Raw genomic sequence first — 18229 nt, forward strand, 5'->3', positions numbered from 1 at the left:
GTTATGTCCTTACCTGAAGTCGGATGACCACGCAGCTGGCATCCGATTTGGCGATAAGCGCGCCCTGAGACACTTGCATCAATGATAAAGTATCTCCCTGTTCCAGATCTTGATCGCTCCATCTAAACCCACCGAGAGCGCAATAAATATAAAAATATTCTGACGTCCCCCCGCACTCCAAAACTTCACCGGTTTTGAAATTGTGGACAGTCATGACGGCTTGAACTTGATCACGTGGATAAATCACACCTAGATCTAACACTTCGTGGGTGATGAGATCACAGTGAATCAACTCGTCACCGCTAAAATGTAAAGGCTGCATCGGTAAAAGCTTTTTACCATTCAACAACAGCCCCTCACCACGCAAAACCACCAACCACCGATCACAACCTGGAAACTGAGAAAAAGGCGAAGAAGCCGATACAGTTGCGGAACTCACGCGCCACAGAAAAGGACCCTCAGGAAATTTCGCTCCCTCGGGCGCAATATCGATTTGTGCCGTCGAACCCAAACCATTTTTCCACGGCATGATTTTGTACTGAGAATTTTTGACGATTTTAAATTCTGAAGAGTTCACAGAGTTCATTTTAAAAGCTTACTCCGCATTTGATCTCTATGTGAAGGCCCTAAAAAACAAAAACCCAAGCCTCATCAGCTTGGGTTTTTCGGTTTTATCAATCAGTCGCGAATATTAGCGACGGCCTGATTTGATTTTCACTTGAAGTTTAGAGATCAAATGAACTGCCATTTTTTCTTGAACGCGGCACATTTTCAATTCATCACGACGGTATGAACGTTGTGATGGAGTCAAAGTTCCTGTTTCAAGTTCCATTTCGTAATCAAGTTTAGAAGAACGGATGCCTTCCAACTCTTTAGTTTGTTGCTTGAAGAGTTTTGTTACACCAGAAAGAGGCGCAACTTCGATCCACTCTTCTTTACCGCGATACCAGCTGACCATTCTCAAGAAACGCGCTTTGTTTTTCGCTAGTGTGAATTTCGGGAATTGACCGTCATTCAAATCCAAGATGTTTTCGATTTCATCAAGGTTTGTATCGTCTTCTTCGCCTTCGCCTAAAAGAGATCCTGCCATTGCAGCCAACGCTGCGGCTTCGCTTTCAAGGTCTTCGTCCATCTCTGCTTCGAAAGCAGATTTCTTAACCGTTTCCTTCTCCAAATCGGAGTCCAAGTCTGCATCTAACTCTTCAACTTGCATATTGTTACCTGGATTGATCAAAGCGAGCCTCCCCAAAATACTTTTATGTCATCAATGTTCTGAAAGTGCAGACGGTTATATCGCAATTTTATGCATGACACAATATGTTAATTGCGTGAAAAAAGGTGAAAATCAAATCTTCATGCTGAAAAAACCAGCATGCTGAATGGTTTTTTTCACTTCTTTTCACAATGACGTATGAAGTCTTTTTTCTATGGTACCCCAGTCGCTTCAACTCTGAAAGATCCAGGTTGTTTCCAAAAATATCCAGAGGAAGCTTCAACATCGACACGTAAAAGTGGTCGTCCTGACATTCGAATTTCACGTGCTCTTCCAGTGGTGAGTTCTCCTTGGAACTCACGTACTAAACGTGATTCTGAGGAATCCGCATAACTCAACCAAACCCCGTTGATGTTAATATTATTTCTTAAGGCAACGATACGAAGCTTTGTCGTCTTTTGCAGCTCCCCGCGCGTGTAGAAAGTAAAGGATCGACTGCCAAAACGACTGGTTTGACCACTACCGACGGTGTAGCTAACGGGCTTTCCTGACGGTGGCGGAGGAAGTGGTGGCTGTCCCGGATCGGTCGGATCTTCAGGCAAAGGAAGAGGCCCCTCTTCAGCAAAGAAAGCCTCATAATTGAGACCTTCATCGTAGAATTCAGACGTGTCGATATCATGTTGCTCAAGAGATTCACTGTAAGCTGCTGCCGCAAATACCGACAAAAGAATCGAAACCGAAACGAACCACTTCTTCACACCTGACCTCCTCAAAACTTGTGTAAGTCTTGAGGTTAAAGGTCTTTGTGTGTTTTTGAAAATTAGGTATGAGAAGACTGTTTTAAATCAATCCCAACGCATGTGTTTTACAGATTCGCCAGAGTCGCGAAGTTCGCGCAAAGAATCAATTCCGATTGCCAAGTGTTTCTCAACAAAGCTCGCAGAGACTTTCTTATCACTCTCTTCAGTCTTAACACCTTCTGGAATCATTGGGTTGTCAGAGACTAGCAACAAAGCGCCACGTGGAATTTCATTTACGAAACCTGTTACAAAGATCGTTGCGGTTTCCATATCAACAGCCATCGCGCGAGTTTTTGCCAGGTAATCTTTAAACGCGTCATCATGTTCCCACACGCGACGGTTTGTCGTGTAGACGGTTCCTGTCCAGTAATCGCACTTATGTTTCACAATTGTGGAAGACACCGCACGTTGCAAGCGGAACGATGGCAATGCTGGAATTTCTGCCGGCAAATATTCGTTACTTGTTCCCTCACCGCGGATCGCAGCGATTGGCAAAACAAAGTCACCCAATTGATTTTTCTTTTTAATTCCACCGCACTTGCCAAGGAACAACACAGCTTTGGGATTAATGGCAGAAAGAAGATCCATACAAGTTGCGGCTAGTGCAGAACCCATACCGAAGTTAATAATCGTGATATCCTCAAATGTTGCTGACTGCATGGGCTTATCTAGGCCACGCACTGGAACATTGAATTGTTCTGCAAAGGATTTAACGTAAGCACCGAAATTCGTGAGGAGAACGTAGTGGCCAAATTCATTGAGGGGTACGCCGGTATAACGCGGCAGCCAGTTTTCTACGATGTCTTTTTTTGTCTTCATTCGAGTTTGTCCTTTATCTTTCTGAACACTCTTATTTGTGTCGTTTGGTAAATTGATTTACTCTATCACAAACAAATTTATTTGCAAGGAAGCCCTCATGGCCACAGAGCAAAATCGTATCGAAATGCAAATTCTTCCCCGCATAATGACTTTATCGGGTGCTGGAATTCGACGTATTCTTCCCTACTCAAAAAAGCGAATGGTAGGACCCTTCATCTTCTTTGATCACTTTCCGTCCACGGAATTTGCTCCGGGCCAAGGCATGAACGTGTCCCCGCATCCACACATTGGTCTGTCCACACTGAGTTACTTACTTGAAGGCGAAGTGCTTCATCACGACAGCTTGAATTGTCGCCAAGTTTTAAAACCAGGAGATGTCAATTGGATGACTGCCGGCAGTGGTATTGCTCACTCGGAACGAATTCCTGAACATCTGCGCACTCAGAAATACCACCTGCACTTGTTGCAATTCTGGGTAGCCTTGCCTTTAGAAAAAGAAGAAGTGGCGCCAAGCTTTACTCACCACGCAGAAAATGAAATTCCTCAAGTTCAATTTGACGGCGGCTCTGTCAAAGTTGTGGCAGGAGAAGCTTTTGGCAAAAAATCTCCGGTGGAAATTTATTCTCCGCTATTTTTCCTAGATGTCGTCTGCAAAAAGAAAAGCATTTTTAATTTTACACCAGAGCCTGACCACGAAACCGCATTTTATATTTTGAGCGGAAGCTTTCAAGCTGGCGATGATATTTACAATGAAGGAGATTTTATTGTATTGAAGGCCGGATCTTCGCTCCGTACAGAGTGCATCGAAGAAGGTCGCTTTGTAGTTTTAGGTGGAAAGCCTTTTGCGGAAAAAAGATTTATCTATTGGAATTTTGTCGCTTCATCTGCGGACTTAATTGAAAATGCCAAGACTCGTTGGAAGACTGGAAACTTCCCGCAGGTCCCTGGAGAAACAGATATTATTCCGTTGCCTGCAGAGTAGTTAATAAATTGAGATATTAAAACGGAGGATGAGTGATGAGTTTGGCACAAGCAGCATCACCATCCGCCGCCCAACCAACCGAATAAAATTCCATAATTGTTTTCACCACATCTTTTCCAAGGCCGCTGTAAGTGTTGTCTGCATCGACCAATGTTAAGTTAGGTGCGCAGTACATTTTTAAAACATCATTATAAAAATCGGTGTTTCCCCCGGGAATTCTCCCCAACATATAAGCAAACTGTGCGGCGAGCTCCGAGGAGTCATAGAAAGAATATTTTGCTTCCGCGCTGTCTTTAAGTTTCGTGATCAAGTACGTATAGGTCCACATGCCCATAGCCGTGGAGCTCATCGCGTCTAAATTTTGCGTATGGTTCAAAATAAAATTATCAAAATCAACAGGCGTCGAATGCAATTGATAATAATACACTTTGTTCGTCGACGAAATGGAGCTCAGCAAATCCACCGAGTGGCTGATTGGAACCAGCGTGTCCCAGGCATCATGACCTAAAAAAATGTCTGAAGTGATGCCGGTAAGACTCGCATGCGTGTACTTGTCATACCGATTGCTCTGACCCGCTAGAGATTCTGTTGCTTTATCAATACGACGTTCGTAAGGATCGAAGAAGGTTGCGTAGGAATCGCGAATCGTATTGTTAGCCGTTCCTGCGGGAACTGTTGTATACAAATACTCACGCAACTTTTTAGCATCGCTGACAGGATATTGAAGAGCAATAGCGGCAGGCATATAGCTGGCGCCCAACTGAGCCACCGCATGCAGGACACCAATCCCACCCCAAGAACCACTGGTGAGCCCGATCTTATTTTTGTTCACTAAGCTTTGCGAATGTAAAAAGCGCAGGCCATTTTTCACGTCTTCAATATCGTTTTGCAAATCCCCACCAATATGAAAACGGCCATACACGACCAGCACATGTAAATTATTATAAGAGTACGGAAAACCTTCCGCCGCAGCATCCGTGGGTGGAACAATCGTAAAATTAATCACCGATGATGTCGTCGGATCATAGAAGGGACCGTCTTCATCCAAATGTACACCGTTGCCTTTAGCCGTCCACTTCGCGTCACTTGCTTCACCCGACCACGTGATTCCACCGTAAGGCATAAAGAGCAACACAGCTCCTGCGCTAGTGCCCGCGGAATTCGGAACCCACTGCATAAACGTGGCGTCGCCAGAAGCGTATTGAACTTTGAACATTTCATAATTGCGAGTTGCACCCGACATGTCGACATAGCTGCTGCTAAGCAAATTGGTTTTTTCAAGCGATTCAGTGGTCGATGGATTGTCGGATTCAGGTAGAATCGTGGCCAGTCCACCATTCGTGCATGCACTCAAGGCGACTACAATCAGAGCTAAGAAGAAAAGCGACCCGAGCCGATCGAACATACTTTTCAGTATATCGGGCTGCGATTTTTAAAACTAAGAGGGGGCGAGAGAGAATCTTATTCTGAGACAACAGAAGTGTTCTCGCATCTTTGCTCTAGAGAACAAAGATGCGAGACGAAAAGGAACTATGCTTTAGGGACTTTCGATTCGTCGACAGTGATTTCGATTTCTACGCGACGATTTTTTGCCAATGAATCTTTAGATGTACCAGCGTCCAATGGATTTGCTGAGCCCATACCCAAAGAAGTCACTGTGTTTGCAGGAATACCCGCAGTCACAAGTTGATTACGAACGGCTTGAGCACGTCTTTCAGAAAGCGGCATGTTCACTTTGTCTGAACCAGAAGAATCCGTGTAACCTTTGATCGTCAATACGTTCTCTGGGTACTTCTTCATGATCGCAGCAAGCTCATTGATGTTAGCTTTCGCTGCTGGTTTCAAATCTGCTTTACCAGTGTCGAACAAGATGTCGCTTTTCAATTTCGTGATAAGGCCTTGCTCTGTGCGTTTCGTTTCAGCGATACGCTCAAGTTCTTTTGCTTGTTTGTCCATACGGTGACCCACAGCTCCACCAAGACCCGCACCCAAAGCTGCCCCAATCAAGGCACCTTCGTTACGTTTACCTGTTTGGTGACCGATCACTGCACCTGCTACTGCACCAACAGCTGCACCGATACCAGCGCCTTTTGCTGCATTTGGGTTTTCATCCATCGTCGCGCACGCGCTTAATCCGATAACCGCTGCACATCCTACTAAAATCATTTTCTTCATGATGATTTTCTCCTTATTTGTTTCGCAAAATATTATTGCCAACCAACAAACGGAGATCAAGTCCCGACCTATAGAACGCCGCAGTTTACGGCTAAGCGTCCTATTTTTGATCGTTTTAAATGGAGAATAAGAACTTCGCACGCTTTGGCCCCGCTAAGGACCAGGTAGCTGTGACTTTTACTGAACAAACAAATTCTTGAGAAATCATTGATCAACCTTCAGCATGGGCCATGCTTTTTGCGACTTGTTTTTCTTCTTGAGGAATCTGCGCAAAAATCATGGCAGAGCTGCATGTGACAAGGCCCATCACCGCAAAGGTCGCTTGGAAGGTGTGAATCGTGCCTTCTCCAGTGACGCCGAATTGATCGGCAAAGGCTTTAATCACTGCGGCCGCGGCTGCGACTCCTAAGCTCATCGCTAACATTTGCATCATCGAATACAAACTATTGCCACTGCTTGCGTATTGGGGCCCTAGGTCCTTTAAGGTCAACGTATTCATCGCCGTGAACTGCAATGAGTTCACCATACCAAAGAATATCAACTGCAACATTCTTAACCAGAACGGTTGCTCCATTGCAAACAGCGCAAAACCCGCCATCGAAATACCGAGCAAGACTGTGTTTATAACTAACATCTTACGATAACCCGTGCGCACGATCAGCGGTGTTGCCAATCGTTTTGCAAAAATACCGGCAACTGCCATGGGGATCATCATCATACCGGCGTTAGCTGGCGAATAACCCATTCCGACTTGTAAAAGCAGCGGCAAGAGGAACGGCATACTGCTACTTCCCACTCGCGCAAAAAGATTTCCTAAAAGACCGATGTTGTAAGTGCCAATTTGAAAGAGATTTAAAGAAAACAACGGATTCTTCACGCGACCTGCGTGCAACCAATAAGCCGCCAATGCTGCTAAGCCAAAGAACAACAGCACCATGACCGTGCCATGACGAAGCCCTAGTTCTGCCAGTCCTTCCATCGCAAAAGAAATCGCGACCATGCTAAACGCGAGCAGCAAATATCCCAACCCATCGAACTTGCTAAGCGAGACGCCACGAATATCCGGCATAAAGCGTGCGGTTGCATACATTCCGATGACACCGATGGGGATATTAATCAGAAAGATCCAATGCCAGGAAGCGTATTCAACCAACCACCCACCCAAGGTTGGACCGATCAGCGGTCCCACAAGTCCGGGGATGGTAACAAAGCTTATTGCCTGCAAAAATTTATCGGACGGGAACGCTCTTAAAACTGCAAGCCGCCCCACGGGTAAGAGCATTGCTCCCCCTGCTCCTTGCAACACGCGCGAACACACCAATTGGGTCAGATTTTGTGAAAAAGCGCAGGCCAATGAGCCCATACTAAACAAGATAATGGCCGAGAGATAAACCTTCTTAATACCAAAGCGATCCGTGATCCACCCCGAAGCCGGAATAAAAAGTGCGATCGTAAGAGAATAAGCAATCACGACAGATTGCATGTAGAGGGGACTTTCCCCTAAGCTACGGGCCATCCCCGGGAGGGCTGTGTTGACGATGGTGGAATCCAAAGTCTCCATAAAAAAACCAATCGCAACCAACCAGAGCAGAACTTTTTGGGACTTTTCATCAGACATGGGACCATTTTAGTCCTCGAAAACGTCCCCGTCAGCAGAACCTTACTGAGGACTGCTAAAGTTTTTTCACGGCGTCGGAGTCGTTCGTTTGCCAATTATCACGGTTTTTCCCAAGCCCGGGTGGTAAGTTTGAAGATTGCTAAAAAAGTAGAATGCGCCTCGGAAAAGCAATGATACGTTAGCCCCACTGTCGGGGGTTACTAAATGAAAAAGTTAATATTCGTCCTGTCCATGTTACCCATCATGGCCATGGCTGATGAGTTTGATATTCCGGGCATTCCGGTATCAGACGAAGAGTTAGGTGAAGTCATCGCATCCCGTCCTCCTCGCTGCATTTCAGATTTCTATTGCGCAGGAAAGACTCCGGGAAATGTATGTGTGATTGATCCAGCTCGCGGGCAAACAGGTATTTGCCGCGCGATCAGTCATCCTGATAATCAAGGTAACGTTTCTTGTCGCTGCCTTTAATTTTTTAAATTTTAGGCACGTTCTGGTTCAGCCTGCGCTCCACCTAGCGCAGGCTGTTTTTTTGAAATCTCTCCGAACTATTTCTTTTCATCTGCTTTATGAAATTTAAAATATAAATCCCATGAATCAATCATCGAACCGTCTTTAAAAAGACAGTAATCGTATTGTTCGTTCTGGCGACCCTTTGCAATTCGGTTTTCTCCGCCCGCATCCAAACAGTACTGAGCCGCGGGATGTCCCACTAAAGGTGTGGGGAACTTTTTCTTTTCTATTGCTGGGGTCAGAGTTGCTTTATAGGCATCACACGTCGGTGGATTTTTTTCCAGGCACCCCTCTGTGAATCGCATGCCTTGATATTCTTTCGTCACAAAAGACTTATAGACCTTGCCGTCGTAGATTTTTAAGCCGTCCGTCGCCAGCGCCATCGATGAAAAATGAATAAGGATAAAAAATGAAAATGCTTTCATTAGCTACCTTCTCCCTTTTTATCCTGAAGCCAAACTAGAAACTCATCTTCATAGTTAGTCGAATCCAGAGCCTCTTGTGCGGAAATCCATCCGCCATTAAATTCGTTTTGCCAAGCCTGTCCCCAACTGTTCTGAACACGAAGAGCGTCATAACATTTCCCAGCACCATCACACATTTTTTTATATCCGGAAACGACAACCGCGTGTCCTTTGCCTTCAGGGCATTTCCCTTTCGTTCTCTCTTCCAGACAGACATTTTGCAGCATTAAGGGATGTCCGCTCTTCAAAACCTCTTTGATCTTGTTGATACTCGCTTGATAATTTTTGGATTTTGATTCTTTCAATTTCTTCATTGGAAAGAGTCCAATTTCCATCGTTTTTTGACCTTCAAAATAGGCGCGGTTTTTCGCCCTTTGGCATTCCTTTGGATAAAAAAAGCGATCAAAAAACTTTCCCACCGATTCTTCCGAAAATATTTTCAGAAGTCTCGCATTGTCGTCTGGAATTTGAAACTGATTGCACATGTCCTTCCGAAACCCATCAAAGAACTTCGTGACACAGCTTTCACAGTCTAATTTCACACCTTTAAACTTTTCATAGTGTTTGCGTAAACGTTCGAAGGCCTCTATCTGAATAGGATCGGCAAGCCCCGAGGCTCCGCCCATTTTTTGTAAAATTTTATCCAAGGAATGACAGGCCTCGCTGGCTGAACTTCCGACAAAGAGGGCTGCAATTTCAAGTGTATGCCCGCCAGGGCCCCCTTCAACTATTCCACGATAAGAAGATTCGTATTCAGCTTCTGCACCGTCCACTGATTGGCCGAAGCGCGCCAGATCAAATGCAGAAAAGGCATTTTCGTCCTTGAGATTTGTGCAGTCGGTTTTCTGAACGCGGCAGTTCTCATAATTCATGATGGTCGCAGTTGCGTAAGAAAAACACAGGCCCAAGCTATCTTGGGATAAAACCGGTGGCATGTTTTTAAGTGAAATTTCTGAACCCTTGGTCGCCGTAAAACCTTCTCCGAACTTCATGAAGGTTGCCGCAAAAACTTGGCTTGAAAACAACATTCCAAATACTAAACAAACCGTTCCCGACCGCATGGTTTCCCTCTCGCGAATGTTCCTCATTGTCTCTAATGCAATGTTGAATTCACTAGTCTGGAACTTTGTTTACGCGACCTTGGTCTTGCATGCGCAAGACGAAAAAGAAGCTGAGAAAACAGATTAGTGTTTTTTGGTGAGGGATCCTAGGATCCCTCTTAACAATGATTGTCCGATTTCTCTTCCCATTTTTGAACTTGCCGCTCGCACGGCACTCTTGGTTGCAATCTCCCACATCGTATCTGGTTCTTTCTTAGGTTTCGCTTTTTTTTCTTCTTCTCGGTGTTCGATGTGTCGTTGCGCTTCTAACTTTTCGTAAGCTGATTCCCGGTCCACCGCCTGTTCGTATTGACCCTTAAACGGTGAACGTGCCATCACGGCTTGCCTTTCTTCATTCGTAATAGCACCAATTCGCGATTGTGGAGGACAGACCTTGGCGCGTTCTACGGGCGCAGGCACACCTCCTTCTGTCAGCATTGAAATCAGAGCCTCACCGACTCCTAGTTCCGTGATGGCTGTCACCACATTGACGCCGGGCTTTGCGCGAAAGGTTTCAGCCGCAGTTTTCACAGCTTTCTGATCTTTCGGAGTAAAAGCACGCAAGGCATGCTGAATACGATTTCCTAACTGGCCTAATATTTTTTCCGGAATGTCCAGCGGGCTTTGCGAAATAAAATACACGCCCACTCCTTTTGAACGAATGAGTCTTACCACTTGTTCAACTTTTTCCAAGAGTGCTTTAGGAGCGTCATTGAAAAGCAAATGGGCTTCGTCAAAAAAGAAAATCATTTTGGGAAGCTCTTGATCACCTTGCTCTGATAAGTTTTCAAAAAGCTCAGAGAGAAGCCACAATAAGAAAGTCGCATAAAGCGTTGGCTTTTGATAAATCTTATCGGCGGCCAGAATATTAATATGACCTCTACCATCAATAGTCGTACGAATGAAATCTTGGACCTTAATTGAGGGTTCTCCAAAAAACTCGGAGGCACCTTCACTTTCTAAAGTCAGTAGCTCCCTTTGCACGACTCCCACACTTTGTTTGGTGATTGTGCCGTATTCATCACCCAGTGAGGTGATATTTTCAGCTGCAAAATTTAAAATACTTTTAAGATCTTTTAAATCCAGAATCAAAAATCCGTTGTCGTCAGCATACTTAAATACAACATTAAGCACTCCTATTTGAGTGTCGTTAAGCCCCATCAATCGCGCGAGTAGCATCGGCCCCATCTCTGAGACTGTTGAGCGCACGGGATGCCCCTGTTCGCCCAAGACATCCCAAAAAATAACAGGGTAAGCTTTATTCTGATAATTTTCTATTCCTAGAGATAGAGCCCTTTCCTTTAACTTCGCCGACTCGCCAGCTTGAGAAAGACCGGCAAGATCTCCCTTGATATCTGCAAGGAAGACAGGAACACCTAGATCTGAAAAACCTTCTGCTAAAACTTGGAGGCTTACCGTCTTCCCAGTGCCAGTGGCGCCTGCAATTAGCCCATGGCGATTGCTATAACGACCTAAGAGATAGCAAGGCTCTTCTCCCCGCCCGATAAGTATTCTTTTATCTACCATAGCTCCCCCTACGCTTATTTCAATCTGGCTTTGGTTTGTGGTCAAAGGAGCCAAAGCCGCTCTGATGAGCTACATAGATTTCTTTGATTCTCCCCTCTAAAAATTGCAGGTTGGGCATAAATATCTGCCCCTTTTAATGGGAGCTGTGATACACAACTCCCCTATGAAATTTCAAACGCCGGATCTTCGCCTGAATAGCTTTCAAGATATGTCATTGCCCTCTGCCCTGCTTGCGGCACTGGATAAGATGTCGATCAAAAAACCAACTCCTATTCAGTCTCAGGCAGTTCCTGCAGCGCAAACAGGGAAAGACCTCGTAGCTATTGCTCAAACTGGAAGCGGTAAAACAATTGCCTATGCGTTAGCGATTTTAAGCAAGCTGAATGAAAAGCCCACAGCGCGGGCCTTGGTCTTGGCACCCAGCCGTGAAATGGCTCAGCAAATTCAAAAAGTTTTTTTGGACCTGTGCCAAGAACTTCCTATTTCTGTGGCACTCGCAATCGGTGGAACGACTGGTTCAAAACAAAAGAATCAATTGAACAAAGCTCCACGCATTATTGTCGCAACTCCGGGGCGTTTGAACGATCACTTGATTGGTAATAAGTTGCTTTTACAGAATGTCGAGATTGTGGTGATCGATGAAGCAGATCGCATGCTCGATATGGGCTTTGCACCACAACTTAAAGCCATTCAACATACGATGCGCGGAAACTGGCAAACACTGATGTTCTCGGCAAGCTTCGGTAAAAACGTCGATATGATCGCCGAACTTTTCATGAAGGCTGAGCCTTTTATGATTCGCTCGGAACAAGCCGAAGCGCCGGTTGGCACTTTAAAGCAAAAAGTTTTGTTGTTAGACCGTTCGATGAAAAACGATCGCTTGCTTGATGAACTCAATGCCTCTCGTGGCAGCGTGATCGTTTTCACAGGCAATCAAGAAAGCTGCGAATTCGTCTTTAATTATCTTGAAGAATATGGATTCTCTGTCGACATGCTACACGGGGCTTTGACTCAAGGTCATCGTAACCGCGTGATGCGCGAATTCCGCAATGGCGAAATCCGTATCGTCGTTGGTACTGATTTGCTCGCGCGCGGTCTTGATGTCCCGCAGGTGAACCATGTGATCAACTATGATTTGCCTTTCCAATCTGAAGATTTCCTTCACCGCATTGGTCGTACCGCTCGTGCAGGTCGATCGGGTGAAGCGATTACATTTATCACGCCTTCAGATTTTAGAATGTATAAGCGCATTCAAAGTTATTTGGCGGGTGCTGAGGAAATTAAACTTGATCCGATGTTTAAGTTTATTGACCGCAGTAAACGTTTTGCTAAAGAATCAGATTCAAAATCTGCTTCTGGTAAGCACGCTCCTTCCGGAAAACCATCGCATAAAAAACCTGCCCACTCTGGAAAATCCTCCCCGGGGTCTAGATCGGCTCATCCTGCGAAAACAAAAGCAAAACCACAAAAGCACCGCCGCTAATGGAGCGGCTCACACCCGGAGAAGCTTTGCGTTGAAGTTCGTTTTGTACATCTCCTAGCGATTAGTTATAGCCAAACCCACCCCCGATATGATTCAACTAAGCCATGAGCGAACAAACAAAATGCCCGCAATGTGGATCTGAAAATATTTATGAAGATGGCAACCTTTGGATTTGTCCAGAGTGTGGGCATGAGTGGAGTGCCTTTGCAGCTGATGCTGGCGAAGCAAGCAACGAACCTACAGAGCATGTCATCAAAGACGCCAATGGCAATGTCCTGCAAGACGGTGACACAGTCGTGGTGATCAAAGATCTTAAAATCAAAGGTTCTTCATCCGTCGTGAAAGTCGGCACTAAAGTTAAAAACATCCGTCTAGCCGACGCAGGCGATGGCCATGATATCTCTTGCAAGATTGATGGTTTTGGCGCAATGAACCTTAAGTCTGAATTCGTTAAGAAAGCCTAATCCCCCTCTGAGAGCGAATTAATTCGCTCTCCACCACAGCGTGCCTGTCGACTTTTTAGACAGGCCTGGAAGTCCTTCTCTCCCCCTCTTGAAATTTGAGAACCCTCCACAAATTTGCTAAAACAAGTTTCATTTTTTATTGGGGGCTCCCGTGAACAAAGCGATCTTAGGTCTTCTTTTGTTATCTTCAGCGGCACTTGTCTCTTGCTCAAATGGCGACAACGGCGGCGAAGACTATACAACGGAAATGCAATTAAATCCTTACGATGTTCCCCATGATGCTGCGTCTGAAGAGTCGGTCAAAAAGCTTTTCCAAGATCTTCAAAACAGCGGCAAATTCAAGCCTGGAGATAAAGTTATCTTCGGAAAGTTCATTGATGGTGGCGAAGCTGTCGGCATTGCACGCGATAGCAACGAATATCAAACTGAATTGAGCAAGCTTAATTCTGAAGGTCGTCAGTTTCTAGCTGAAATCAAAGCCAACTGCCAAATCCAAGATGCGACTGTGACAAAAGAAAAGAAGGCGGAGCCAAAAACGGGAACTACACGGCATCTGGTGTGTACAATCAAACTCAAACAAATTCAACGATGGTCAGTGGCCAGCTCAAAGCTAAATCTGGAATGAAAAGTGGGCAGGCTGTTACTGTCTCAACGGGAAAATTTAATATCGTCTACAAGAAATTCGAACAAACGATGAAAGCTCGCTACACCACTAAATCGGAAATGACTATGGAGTTTGCAAACGGCGAGATTTTCAAAACTACGATTCTCGCGGAAGTTTTAAATAAAGGACTTGAGACCGTCAAAAAAGTTCGTTTCCAAGGTACCACTTCTTCAGGAAACTTCTACTACACACAAATTGAACGTGGCTCCCAAAAAAGCTACTACTTTAATGGCAGAGAAATTTCGAAAGCCGAGCGCAATGCATTGATGCCGAGTTTTCAAGATTAATTTAGTACTGAACTCATTTAGTGCTGAGCTGCTTCGGCAGCTCCAAGCCCTGTTTCCGAACGCACACGCTGCATGACGTAGCCTTCACGATCTAAGACCGCCTGAGGGCTTCGATCCAAAATCGAAACCAACCAAATTGTGATGAAAGCCGCTGGCATCGAAAAGATCGCGGGCGACGTATAAGGGAACAAAGCACTCCCTGCTGGATTTCCTAAAGTCGCTTCCCACACCGAAGGGGAAACAACGGTCAAAATAAACGCCGTCAATAATCCGACAAAGCCACCGACAAAAGCACCGCGCGTGGTACAGTCTTTCCAAAGAACTGACATAAAAAGCACCGGAAAATTGGCAGACGCCGCGATCGCAAATGCCAACGAGACCATGAACGCGATATTTTGTTTTTCAAAAATAATTCCAAGTAAGACAGCAATTATACCGAGTACAAGCGTGGTGATTTTTGAAACTGCTAACTCGGAAGCCGAATTTGCTTTGCCTTTTTTAATCACGATTGAATAAAGATCATGCGATACTGCTGTTGCACCTGACAAAGTCAACCCTGCAACGACCGCCAAAATAGTGGCGAAGGCAACGGCCGAAATAAATCCGAGGAAGACACTGCCACCTACGGCAGTTGCTAAATGCACGGCGGCCATATTCCCGCCACCTAAGAGCCCGCCTTTAGGATCTAAGAACTCTGGGTTATTGGAAACCAAAACGATAGCGCCAAATCCAATAACAAAAGTCAGAATATAAAAGTATCCAATCCAAGTCGTCGCCCAGAAGACGGACTTACGAGCTTCCTTAGCATTAGGAACCGTGAAGAAGCGCATTAAAATATGCGGCAACCCCGCCGTGCCAAACATCAGCGCCATCCCAAAGGAAATTGTCGAAATTGGATCCTTCACAAAATTTCCTGGTGACATAATTGAAAGTCCCTGCTTCATCGCTTCATCCTGTGGCAACCCGTTCTTGAATGCGAGATCGGCTTTCACCTTCACCGCTTCTGCGAATAACATTTCTGGCGAAAATCCATATCTCAATAAAACCATAAACGCCATAAACGAGGCACCTGCAAGCAACAAACACGCTTTGATAATTTGCACCCAGGTCGTCGCCGTCATTCCTCCGAACAAAACGTAAATCATCATAAGCGCACCGACGATCACAACAGCGATCCAATATTCCAAACCAAAAAGCAATTTGATCAACTGTCCCGCCCCCACCATTTGCGCGATTAAGTAAAACGCGACAACAACCAAAGTTCCAGCGGCTGCGAATGTCCGAATCGGCCCTTGCTTAAAGCGATAAGCCGCCACATCAGCAAAAGTAAATTTCCCCAAGTTACGAAGTCGCTCTGCCATTAAGAATGTTAAAAATGGCCAACCTACTAAGAACCCAATGGAGTAAATCAATCCGTCATAACCACTGACCATCACAGCAGCCGAAATCCCAAGGAAAGAGGCTGCCGACATAAAGTCACCGGCAATGGCCAAACCATTTTGAAAGCCAGTGATTCCACCGCCTGCGGTATAAAAATCAGAAACCGAACGAGTTCTTGTCGCGGCGACTTTGGTGATCCATAAAGTCGCAACCACAAATAATGCAAACATGATAATGGCAATCCAATTAATGGGCTGCTTTTCCACTTGTCCCAAATCTCCACCCGCAGCTGATGCTGATACTTCAATGACGGATACCATGAGACATGCAATTGCATTACGACAGTTCATTACTTATTCTCCTGAAGAATTTCTTGGGTGAGACGATCAAACTCGGAGTTTGCGCGACGGACATAAACGCCGGTAATAAGAATGGTAAAAACAATCACACCCAGACCTAAGGGAATCGCGATTGTCGTAATGCTTCTTCCTAGGTGTTGCGCCATAAAATCGCGCTGAAACGCAACTAGATAGATATAACCATAATAAACGACGAGAACCAAAAAGGTCAGAAGCCAGCTGTAACGTGAACGTGTTCGAAGTAAGTGTTGATATTTCGGACTTTTAGAAATCGCCAAAGCTTTCTTGTCTATCATGCAACGCCCTCCGCTCCTTATAGACTCCACAATCAGGAGAGCGATTCAAGTTTCACATATGTCAGACAACGAATTCTTGTTGAAAATCAGACGCTTTATTCATAAAAAATTTCTGCATCCAAAGGTTTCAGCTTTTCACCCTCTCTGACTTTAAGAGGCGTGCGTCCTTTAAAATAAACAAGCTTTCTGGTGGATGAGTCGAATTCTAACAAAATCGGATCGACCAAAACTGAAATTAAAAAATTGGCGGGCTTCATTTTAATAACTAAAACGGGGCGACCACGACGCTCTGACATTTTGACTTTTTGAAGCTTAAAATTCACCGATCTTTCAAGCTCCAAGACACTAAAAGCCGTAGAAGCGGTGTCACCAGACACAAGCTTTTCCCAGTTTTTATTAATGAACATTTCTATCAAAGGACCGTTTATAAAAGACTTTTCCAATTTTTCGGATTTACCGTTCCCTTGAGGGGAAGAGCGCCCCTCACTCAACTTGAAGGTTTTAAAAGTCGCATATCCATCTTTTACTGAAAGATCCCAGGCTTCTTGTGACTGGAGCTGCTCGACATACTGAGAAACCAACAGTTCATCCTTCACAATCACTTTCTCTGTCATAATGAGCTTTCCACTCGGATCCTCAATTTTTGCATTTGACGTAAAACTCCCAGAGGTGGAATTTTGCAACTCGGTTGTTTGTACAAAGAGTGGTTCCTCTGAGGTTTTCCCAATTGCATAAATCTTCGAAACACGGGTCTGCTTTTCCTCTCCATACCCCAAAGACATCACCAAAAGAATTCCGACAATCAAAAAAAACTTCATGGCTAGGCTCCTTTCATCTTCTGAAAGTTCACAAAGAGAATTCGTAAAAAGCGATAGGCAATATAAGCGACTATAGGCATCACCAGCGACCAGGCCACTATTCCCAACAAGCCCGCCATCCCATAGTCAGCAAGAAACTGTGCAGGGGCTTCAAAAAATTCCGCAATCATTGTCTTTGGATTTACAGAAACAGCTGGGATACCAAAAATCCAAGCGCCCAGCTTTAAAAAAACCGGAATCAAAATCAACTGGATTGGTGCCAGTACGTAGTTGATCATCTGCAGTGTTGGTTGATTTAATTTCATAGCCGTTCCTACCGCAATACAGAGGGCCGTTGTAGTTCCCAATGCGGGAAACAAAGCTAACGCGATCCCAACGGCACAAGTAAGTGCCAGTCCATCCGCAGTTGCTCCTTGCTTAAGCTGCTGATACAAAACATCTTTGATTTTCTGAGATAACTTTTTTATCACCTTAATCTCCTTTTCTGGGAAACCAAGGCACGAATACAGAGGTCCTTTTCTGATATTGCCGGTAAGCATCGCCTCTCTTTTTCAAAGCTTGCGCTTCCGAAGGTGGGACGCCCGTCACCTTCAGCAATATGAACAAAATAATGAGTGGAGCATAAATCGTGTACCCTGCTCCAGCAGTGCCTAGTGCCGCGAGATAAAAACCCCACCAAATCATACTTTCGAAAAAATAGTTGGGATGACGAGAATACTTCCACAGACCCACGTCGCAAACCCGTAACTTGTTTGCAGGGTTGGATTTAAAACGATTTGCTTGGCTATCTGCGACTGATTCTCCCATCAAGGACAAGATGCTGAGGATAAAGCCTGCAATCTCGAAAGCTGAAAACGTTGGCGTCGGGTTTCGTAAAATCTCCAGAAACAAAAAACTCAATGCTACGACACTGATGCCTTGATATTGAAAAAACATGAAAAATCGAAAAGGAACTCGTGCTCCATAATCGGCCCTTAGGCTCTTATACCTCTCGTCTTCCAGAGGATGATGAGAGTAAATTCGGCGTGCCAAAAAGACTCCTAGCCGGATGCTCCAGAGAAATACGACACCGACAAGCAATATCTTTCGGGGCATCCAACCTTCGCTCATGGAAGCAAAGAAAGCAGCCATCAGAGCAAATGAGAACGACCAAACTGCATCGACAACACTATAGTTGTTCCATCTCTTGGAAAAATACCAAGTTCCTGACATCACCATGAACATCAAAAGCAAGCCGTAAACAATTTGCATCCAAAAATCTGACATGGCT

The 18229-nt window shown here is 45.0% G+C and carries 22 protein-coding genes; 7 read left to right on the top strand and 15 right to left on the bottom strand.

Features of this window, described 5'->3' with window-relative positions; genetic code table 11:
- Nucleotide 1 precedes the first annotated feature (1 nt).
- From ACLWOR_RS15805 to ACLWOR_RS15820, 4 genes are all read right to left on the bottom strand, one after another.
- A complete protein-coding gene (locus ACLWOR_RS15805; protein ID WP_413941760.1) occupies nucleotides 2-577 on the bottom strand; it encodes a HutD family protein in 576 nt (191 codons plus the stop codon).
- Nucleotides 578-691: 114 nt separating this feature from the next.
- On the bottom strand, nucleotides 692-1234 hold the full coding sequence (locus ACLWOR_RS15810; protein WP_413941761.1) for a hypothetical protein: 543 nt from the start codon (nucleotides 1232-1234) through the stop codon (nucleotides 692-694).
- Nucleotides 1235-1425: 191 nt separating this feature from the next.
- On the bottom strand, nucleotides 1426-1971 hold the full coding sequence (locus tag ACLWOR_RS15815) for a hypothetical protein (protein ID WP_413941762.1): 546 nt from the start codon (nucleotides 1969-1971) through the stop codon (nucleotides 1426-1428).
- Between the two features lie 87 nt (nucleotides 1972-2058).
- Nucleotides 2059-2832: an AMP nucleosidase gene (locus tag ACLWOR_RS15820; RefSeq protein WP_413941763.1), complete on the bottom strand. Its 774-nt coding sequence runs from the start codon at nucleotides 2830-2832 to the stop codon at nucleotides 2059-2061.
- 97 nt (nucleotides 2833-2929) lie between these two features.
- Between ACLWOR_RS15820 and ACLWOR_RS15825 the strand changes: the two genes are divergently transcribed.
- Nucleotides 2930-3814 carry a pirin family protein gene (locus tag ACLWOR_RS15825; RefSeq protein ID WP_413941764.1) on the top strand — a complete coding sequence of 295 codons (885 nt, stop codon included), beginning with the start codon at nucleotides 2930-2932 and terminating at the stop codon, nucleotides 3812-3814.
- Between the two features lie 16 nt (nucleotides 3815-3830).
- Here ACLWOR_RS15825 and ACLWOR_RS15830 read toward each other — a convergent pair whose 3' ends face one another.
- The 3 genes from ACLWOR_RS15830 to mdtD all read right to left on the bottom strand — a co-directional run bounded on the left by ACLWOR_RS15830 (nucleotide 3831) and on the right by mdtD (nucleotide 7607).
- A complete protein-coding gene (locus ACLWOR_RS15830) occupies nucleotides 3831-5219 on the bottom strand; it encodes an alpha/beta hydrolase family protein (RefSeq protein ID WP_413941765.1) in 1389 nt (462 codons plus the stop codon).
- A 125-nt stretch (nucleotides 5220-5344) separates the two neighbouring features.
- Entirely contained in the window at nucleotides 5345-5989 is a 645-nt protein-coding gene (locus tag ACLWOR_RS15835) for an OmpA family protein (RefSeq protein ID WP_413941766.1), read from the bottom strand.
- 211 nt (nucleotides 5990-6200) lie between these two features.
- Nucleotides 6201-7607, bottom strand: coding sequence for a multidrug transporter subunit MdtD (gene mdtD, locus ACLWOR_RS15840; protein ID WP_413941767.1), 1407 nt, complete (start codon nucleotides 7605-7607; stop codon nucleotides 6201-6203).
- Between the two features lie 204 nt (nucleotides 7608-7811).
- Here mdtD and ACLWOR_RS15845 point away from each other — a divergent pair, with 204 nt between their 5' ends.
- Nucleotides 7812-8075: a hypothetical protein gene (locus ACLWOR_RS15845; RefSeq protein ID WP_413941768.1), complete on the top strand. Its 264-nt coding sequence runs from the start codon at nucleotides 7812-7814 to the stop codon at nucleotides 8073-8075.
- A 77-nt stretch (nucleotides 8076-8152) separates the two neighbouring features.
- Here the strand turns inward: ACLWOR_RS15845 and ACLWOR_RS15850 are convergent, their stop codons facing one another.
- Nucleotides 8153-8542 (bottom strand): DUF333 domain-containing protein, encoded by a 390-nt coding sequence (locus tag ACLWOR_RS15850; protein ID WP_413941769.1) that lies wholly within the window; start codon nucleotides 8540-8542, stop codon nucleotides 8153-8155.
- A complete protein-coding gene (locus ACLWOR_RS15855; RefSeq protein ID WP_413941770.1) occupies nucleotides 8542-9516 on the bottom strand; it encodes a hypothetical protein in 975 nt (324 codons plus the stop codon). Before ACLWOR_RS15855 ends, ACLWOR_RS15850 begins: the two co-directional genes overlap by 1 nt.
- Between ACLWOR_RS15855 and ACLWOR_RS15860 the strand changes: the two genes are divergently transcribed.
- Nucleotides 9515-9769, top strand: a complete 255-nt coding sequence (locus ACLWOR_RS15860; RefSeq protein WP_413941771.1) for a hypothetical protein — start codon at nucleotides 9515-9517, stop codon at nucleotides 9767-9769. The two genes, ACLWOR_RS15855 and ACLWOR_RS15860, sit on opposite strands and share 2 nt — an antisense overlap.
- Here the strand turns inward: ACLWOR_RS15860 and ACLWOR_RS15865 are convergent.
- Nucleotides 9766-11208, bottom strand: coding sequence for a helicase HerA-like domain-containing protein (locus ACLWOR_RS15865; RefSeq protein ID WP_413942175.1), 1443 nt, complete (start codon nucleotides 11206-11208; stop codon nucleotides 9766-9768). The genes ACLWOR_RS15860 and ACLWOR_RS15865 overlap by 4 nt on opposite strands.
- Nucleotides 11209-11371: 163 nt before the next feature.
- Between ACLWOR_RS15865 and ACLWOR_RS15870 the strand changes: the two genes are divergently transcribed.
- The 4 genes from ACLWOR_RS15870 (at nucleotide 11372) to ACLWOR_RS15885 (ending at nucleotide 14106) form a co-directional block, all read left to right on the top strand.
- Entirely contained in the window at nucleotides 11372-12691 is a 1320-nt protein-coding gene (locus tag ACLWOR_RS15870; RefSeq protein WP_413941772.1) for a DEAD/DEAH box helicase, read from the top strand.
- 104 nt (nucleotides 12692-12795) lie between these two features.
- Nucleotides 12796-13155: a zinc ribbon domain-containing protein YjdM gene (locus tag ACLWOR_RS15875; protein WP_413941773.1), complete on the top strand. Its 360-nt coding sequence runs from the start codon at nucleotides 12796-12798 to the stop codon at nucleotides 13153-13155.
- A gap of 151 nt (nucleotides 13156-13306) precedes the next feature.
- Nucleotides 13307-13780 carry a hypothetical protein gene (locus ACLWOR_RS15880; protein ID WP_413941774.1) on the top strand — a complete coding sequence of 158 codons (474 nt, stop codon included), beginning with the start codon at nucleotides 13307-13309 and terminating at the stop codon, nucleotides 13778-13780.
- A complete protein-coding gene (locus ACLWOR_RS15885) occupies nucleotides 13777-14106 on the top strand; it encodes a hypothetical protein (protein WP_413941775.1) in 330 nt (109 codons plus the stop codon). Before ACLWOR_RS15880 ends, ACLWOR_RS15885 begins: the two co-directional genes overlap by 4 nt.
- A gap of 17 nt (nucleotides 14107-14123) precedes the next feature.
- Here the strand turns inward: ACLWOR_RS15885 and ACLWOR_RS15890 are convergent, their stop codons facing one another.
- The 5 genes from ACLWOR_RS15890 to ACLWOR_RS15910 form a co-directional block, all read right to left on the bottom strand.
- A complete protein-coding gene (locus ACLWOR_RS15890; protein ID WP_413941776.1) occupies nucleotides 14124-15836 on the bottom strand; it encodes a cation acetate symporter in 1713 nt (570 codons plus the stop codon).
- Nucleotides 15836-16141 carry a DUF485 domain-containing protein gene (locus tag ACLWOR_RS15895; RefSeq protein WP_413941777.1) on the bottom strand — a complete coding sequence of 102 codons (306 nt, stop codon included), beginning with the start codon at nucleotides 16139-16141 and terminating at the stop codon, nucleotides 15836-15838. The genes ACLWOR_RS15890 and ACLWOR_RS15895 overlap by 1 nt, the downstream gene beginning before the upstream one ends.
- 95 nt (nucleotides 16142-16236) lie before the next feature.
- Nucleotides 16237-16959 (bottom strand): hypothetical protein, encoded by a 723-nt coding sequence (locus ACLWOR_RS15900; RefSeq protein WP_413941778.1) that lies wholly within the window; start codon nucleotides 16957-16959, stop codon nucleotides 16237-16239.
- Nucleotides 16960-16961: 2 nt separating this feature from the next.
- Nucleotides 16962-17429, bottom strand: coding sequence for a DUF2062 domain-containing protein (locus ACLWOR_RS15905; protein ID WP_413941779.1), 468 nt, complete (start codon nucleotides 17427-17429; stop codon nucleotides 16962-16964).
- A 1-nt stretch (nucleotide 17430) separates the two neighbouring features.
- A complete protein-coding gene (locus ACLWOR_RS15910) occupies nucleotides 17431-18225 on the bottom strand; it encodes a DUF1295 domain-containing protein (RefSeq protein ID WP_413941780.1) in 795 nt (264 codons plus the stop codon).
- Between the last annotated feature and the right edge of the window lie 4 nt (nucleotides 18226-18229).

The sequence above is a fragment of the Bdellovibrio sp. HCB2-146 genome, assembly GCF_047345725.1.
GTDB lineage: Bacteria > Bdellovibrionota > Bdellovibrionia > Bdellovibrionales > Bdellovibrionaceae > Bdellovibrio.

Bases quoted from the DNA above. Each gene is read 5' to 3' on its own strand.
- ACLWOR_RS15835 (WP_413941766.1), bottom strand. From the start codon at position 5,989: ATGAAGAAAATGATTTTAGTAGGATGTGCAGCGGTTATCGGATTAAGC.
- ACLWOR_RS15865 (WP_413942175.1), bottom strand. From the start codon at position 11,208: ATGGTAGATAAAAGAATACTTATCGGGCGGGGAGAAGAGCCTTGCTAT.
- ACLWOR_RS15830 (WP_413941765.1), bottom strand. From the start codon at position 5,219: ATGTTCGATCGGCTCGGGTCGCTTTTCTTCTTAGCTCTGATTGTAGTC.
- ACLWOR_RS15910 (WP_413941780.1), bottom strand. From the start codon at position 18,225: ATGTCAGATTTTTGGATGCAAATTGTTTACGGCTTGCTTTTGATGTTC.
- ACLWOR_RS15875 (WP_413941773.1), top strand. From the start codon at position 12,796: ATGAGCGAACAAACAAAATGCCCGCAATGTGGATCTGAAAATATTTAT.
- ACLWOR_RS15870 (WP_413941772.1), top strand. From the start codon at position 11,372: ATGAAATTTCAAACGCCGGATCTTCGCCTGAATAGCTTTCAAGATATG.
- ACLWOR_RS15860 (WP_413941771.1), top strand. From the start codon at position 9,515: ATGTTTTTAAGTGAAATTTCTGAACCCTTGGTCGCCGTAAAACCTTCT.
- ACLWOR_RS15885 (WP_413941775.1), top strand. From the start codon at position 13,777: ATGAAAAGTGGGCAGGCTGTTACTGTCTCAACGGGAAAATTTAATATC.
- mdtD (WP_413941767.1), bottom strand. From the start codon at position 7,607: ATGTCTGATGAAAAGTCCCAAAAAGTTCTGCTCTGGTTGGTTGCGATT.
- ACLWOR_RS15890 (WP_413941776.1), bottom strand. From the start codon at position 15,836: ATGAACTGTCGTAATGCAATTGCATGTCTCATGGTATCCGTCATTGAA.
- ACLWOR_RS15845 (WP_413941768.1), top strand. From the start codon at position 7,812: ATGAAAAAGTTAATATTCGTCCTGTCCATGTTACCCATCATGGCCATG.
- ACLWOR_RS15850 (WP_413941769.1), bottom strand. From the start codon at position 8,542: ATGAAAGCATTTTCATTTTTTATCCTTATTCATTTTTCATCGATGGCG.
- ACLWOR_RS15895 (WP_413941777.1), bottom strand. From the start codon at position 16,141: ATGATAGACAAGAAAGCTTTGGCGATTTCTAAAAGTCCGAAATATCAA.
- ACLWOR_RS15820 (WP_413941763.1), bottom strand. From the start codon at position 2,832: ATGAAGACAAAAAAAGACATCGTAGAAAACTGGCTGCCGCGTTATACC.
- ACLWOR_RS15825 (WP_413941764.1), top strand. From the start codon at position 2,930: ATGGCCACAGAGCAAAATCGTATCGAAATGCAAATTCTTCCCCGCATA.
- ACLWOR_RS15855 (WP_413941770.1), bottom strand. From the start codon at position 9,516: ATGCCACCGGTTTTATCCCAAGATAGCTTGGGCCTGTGTTTTTCTTAC.
- ACLWOR_RS15900 (WP_413941778.1), bottom strand. From the start codon at position 16,959: ATGAAGTTTTTTTTGATTGTCGGAATTCTTTTGGTGATGTCTTTGGGG.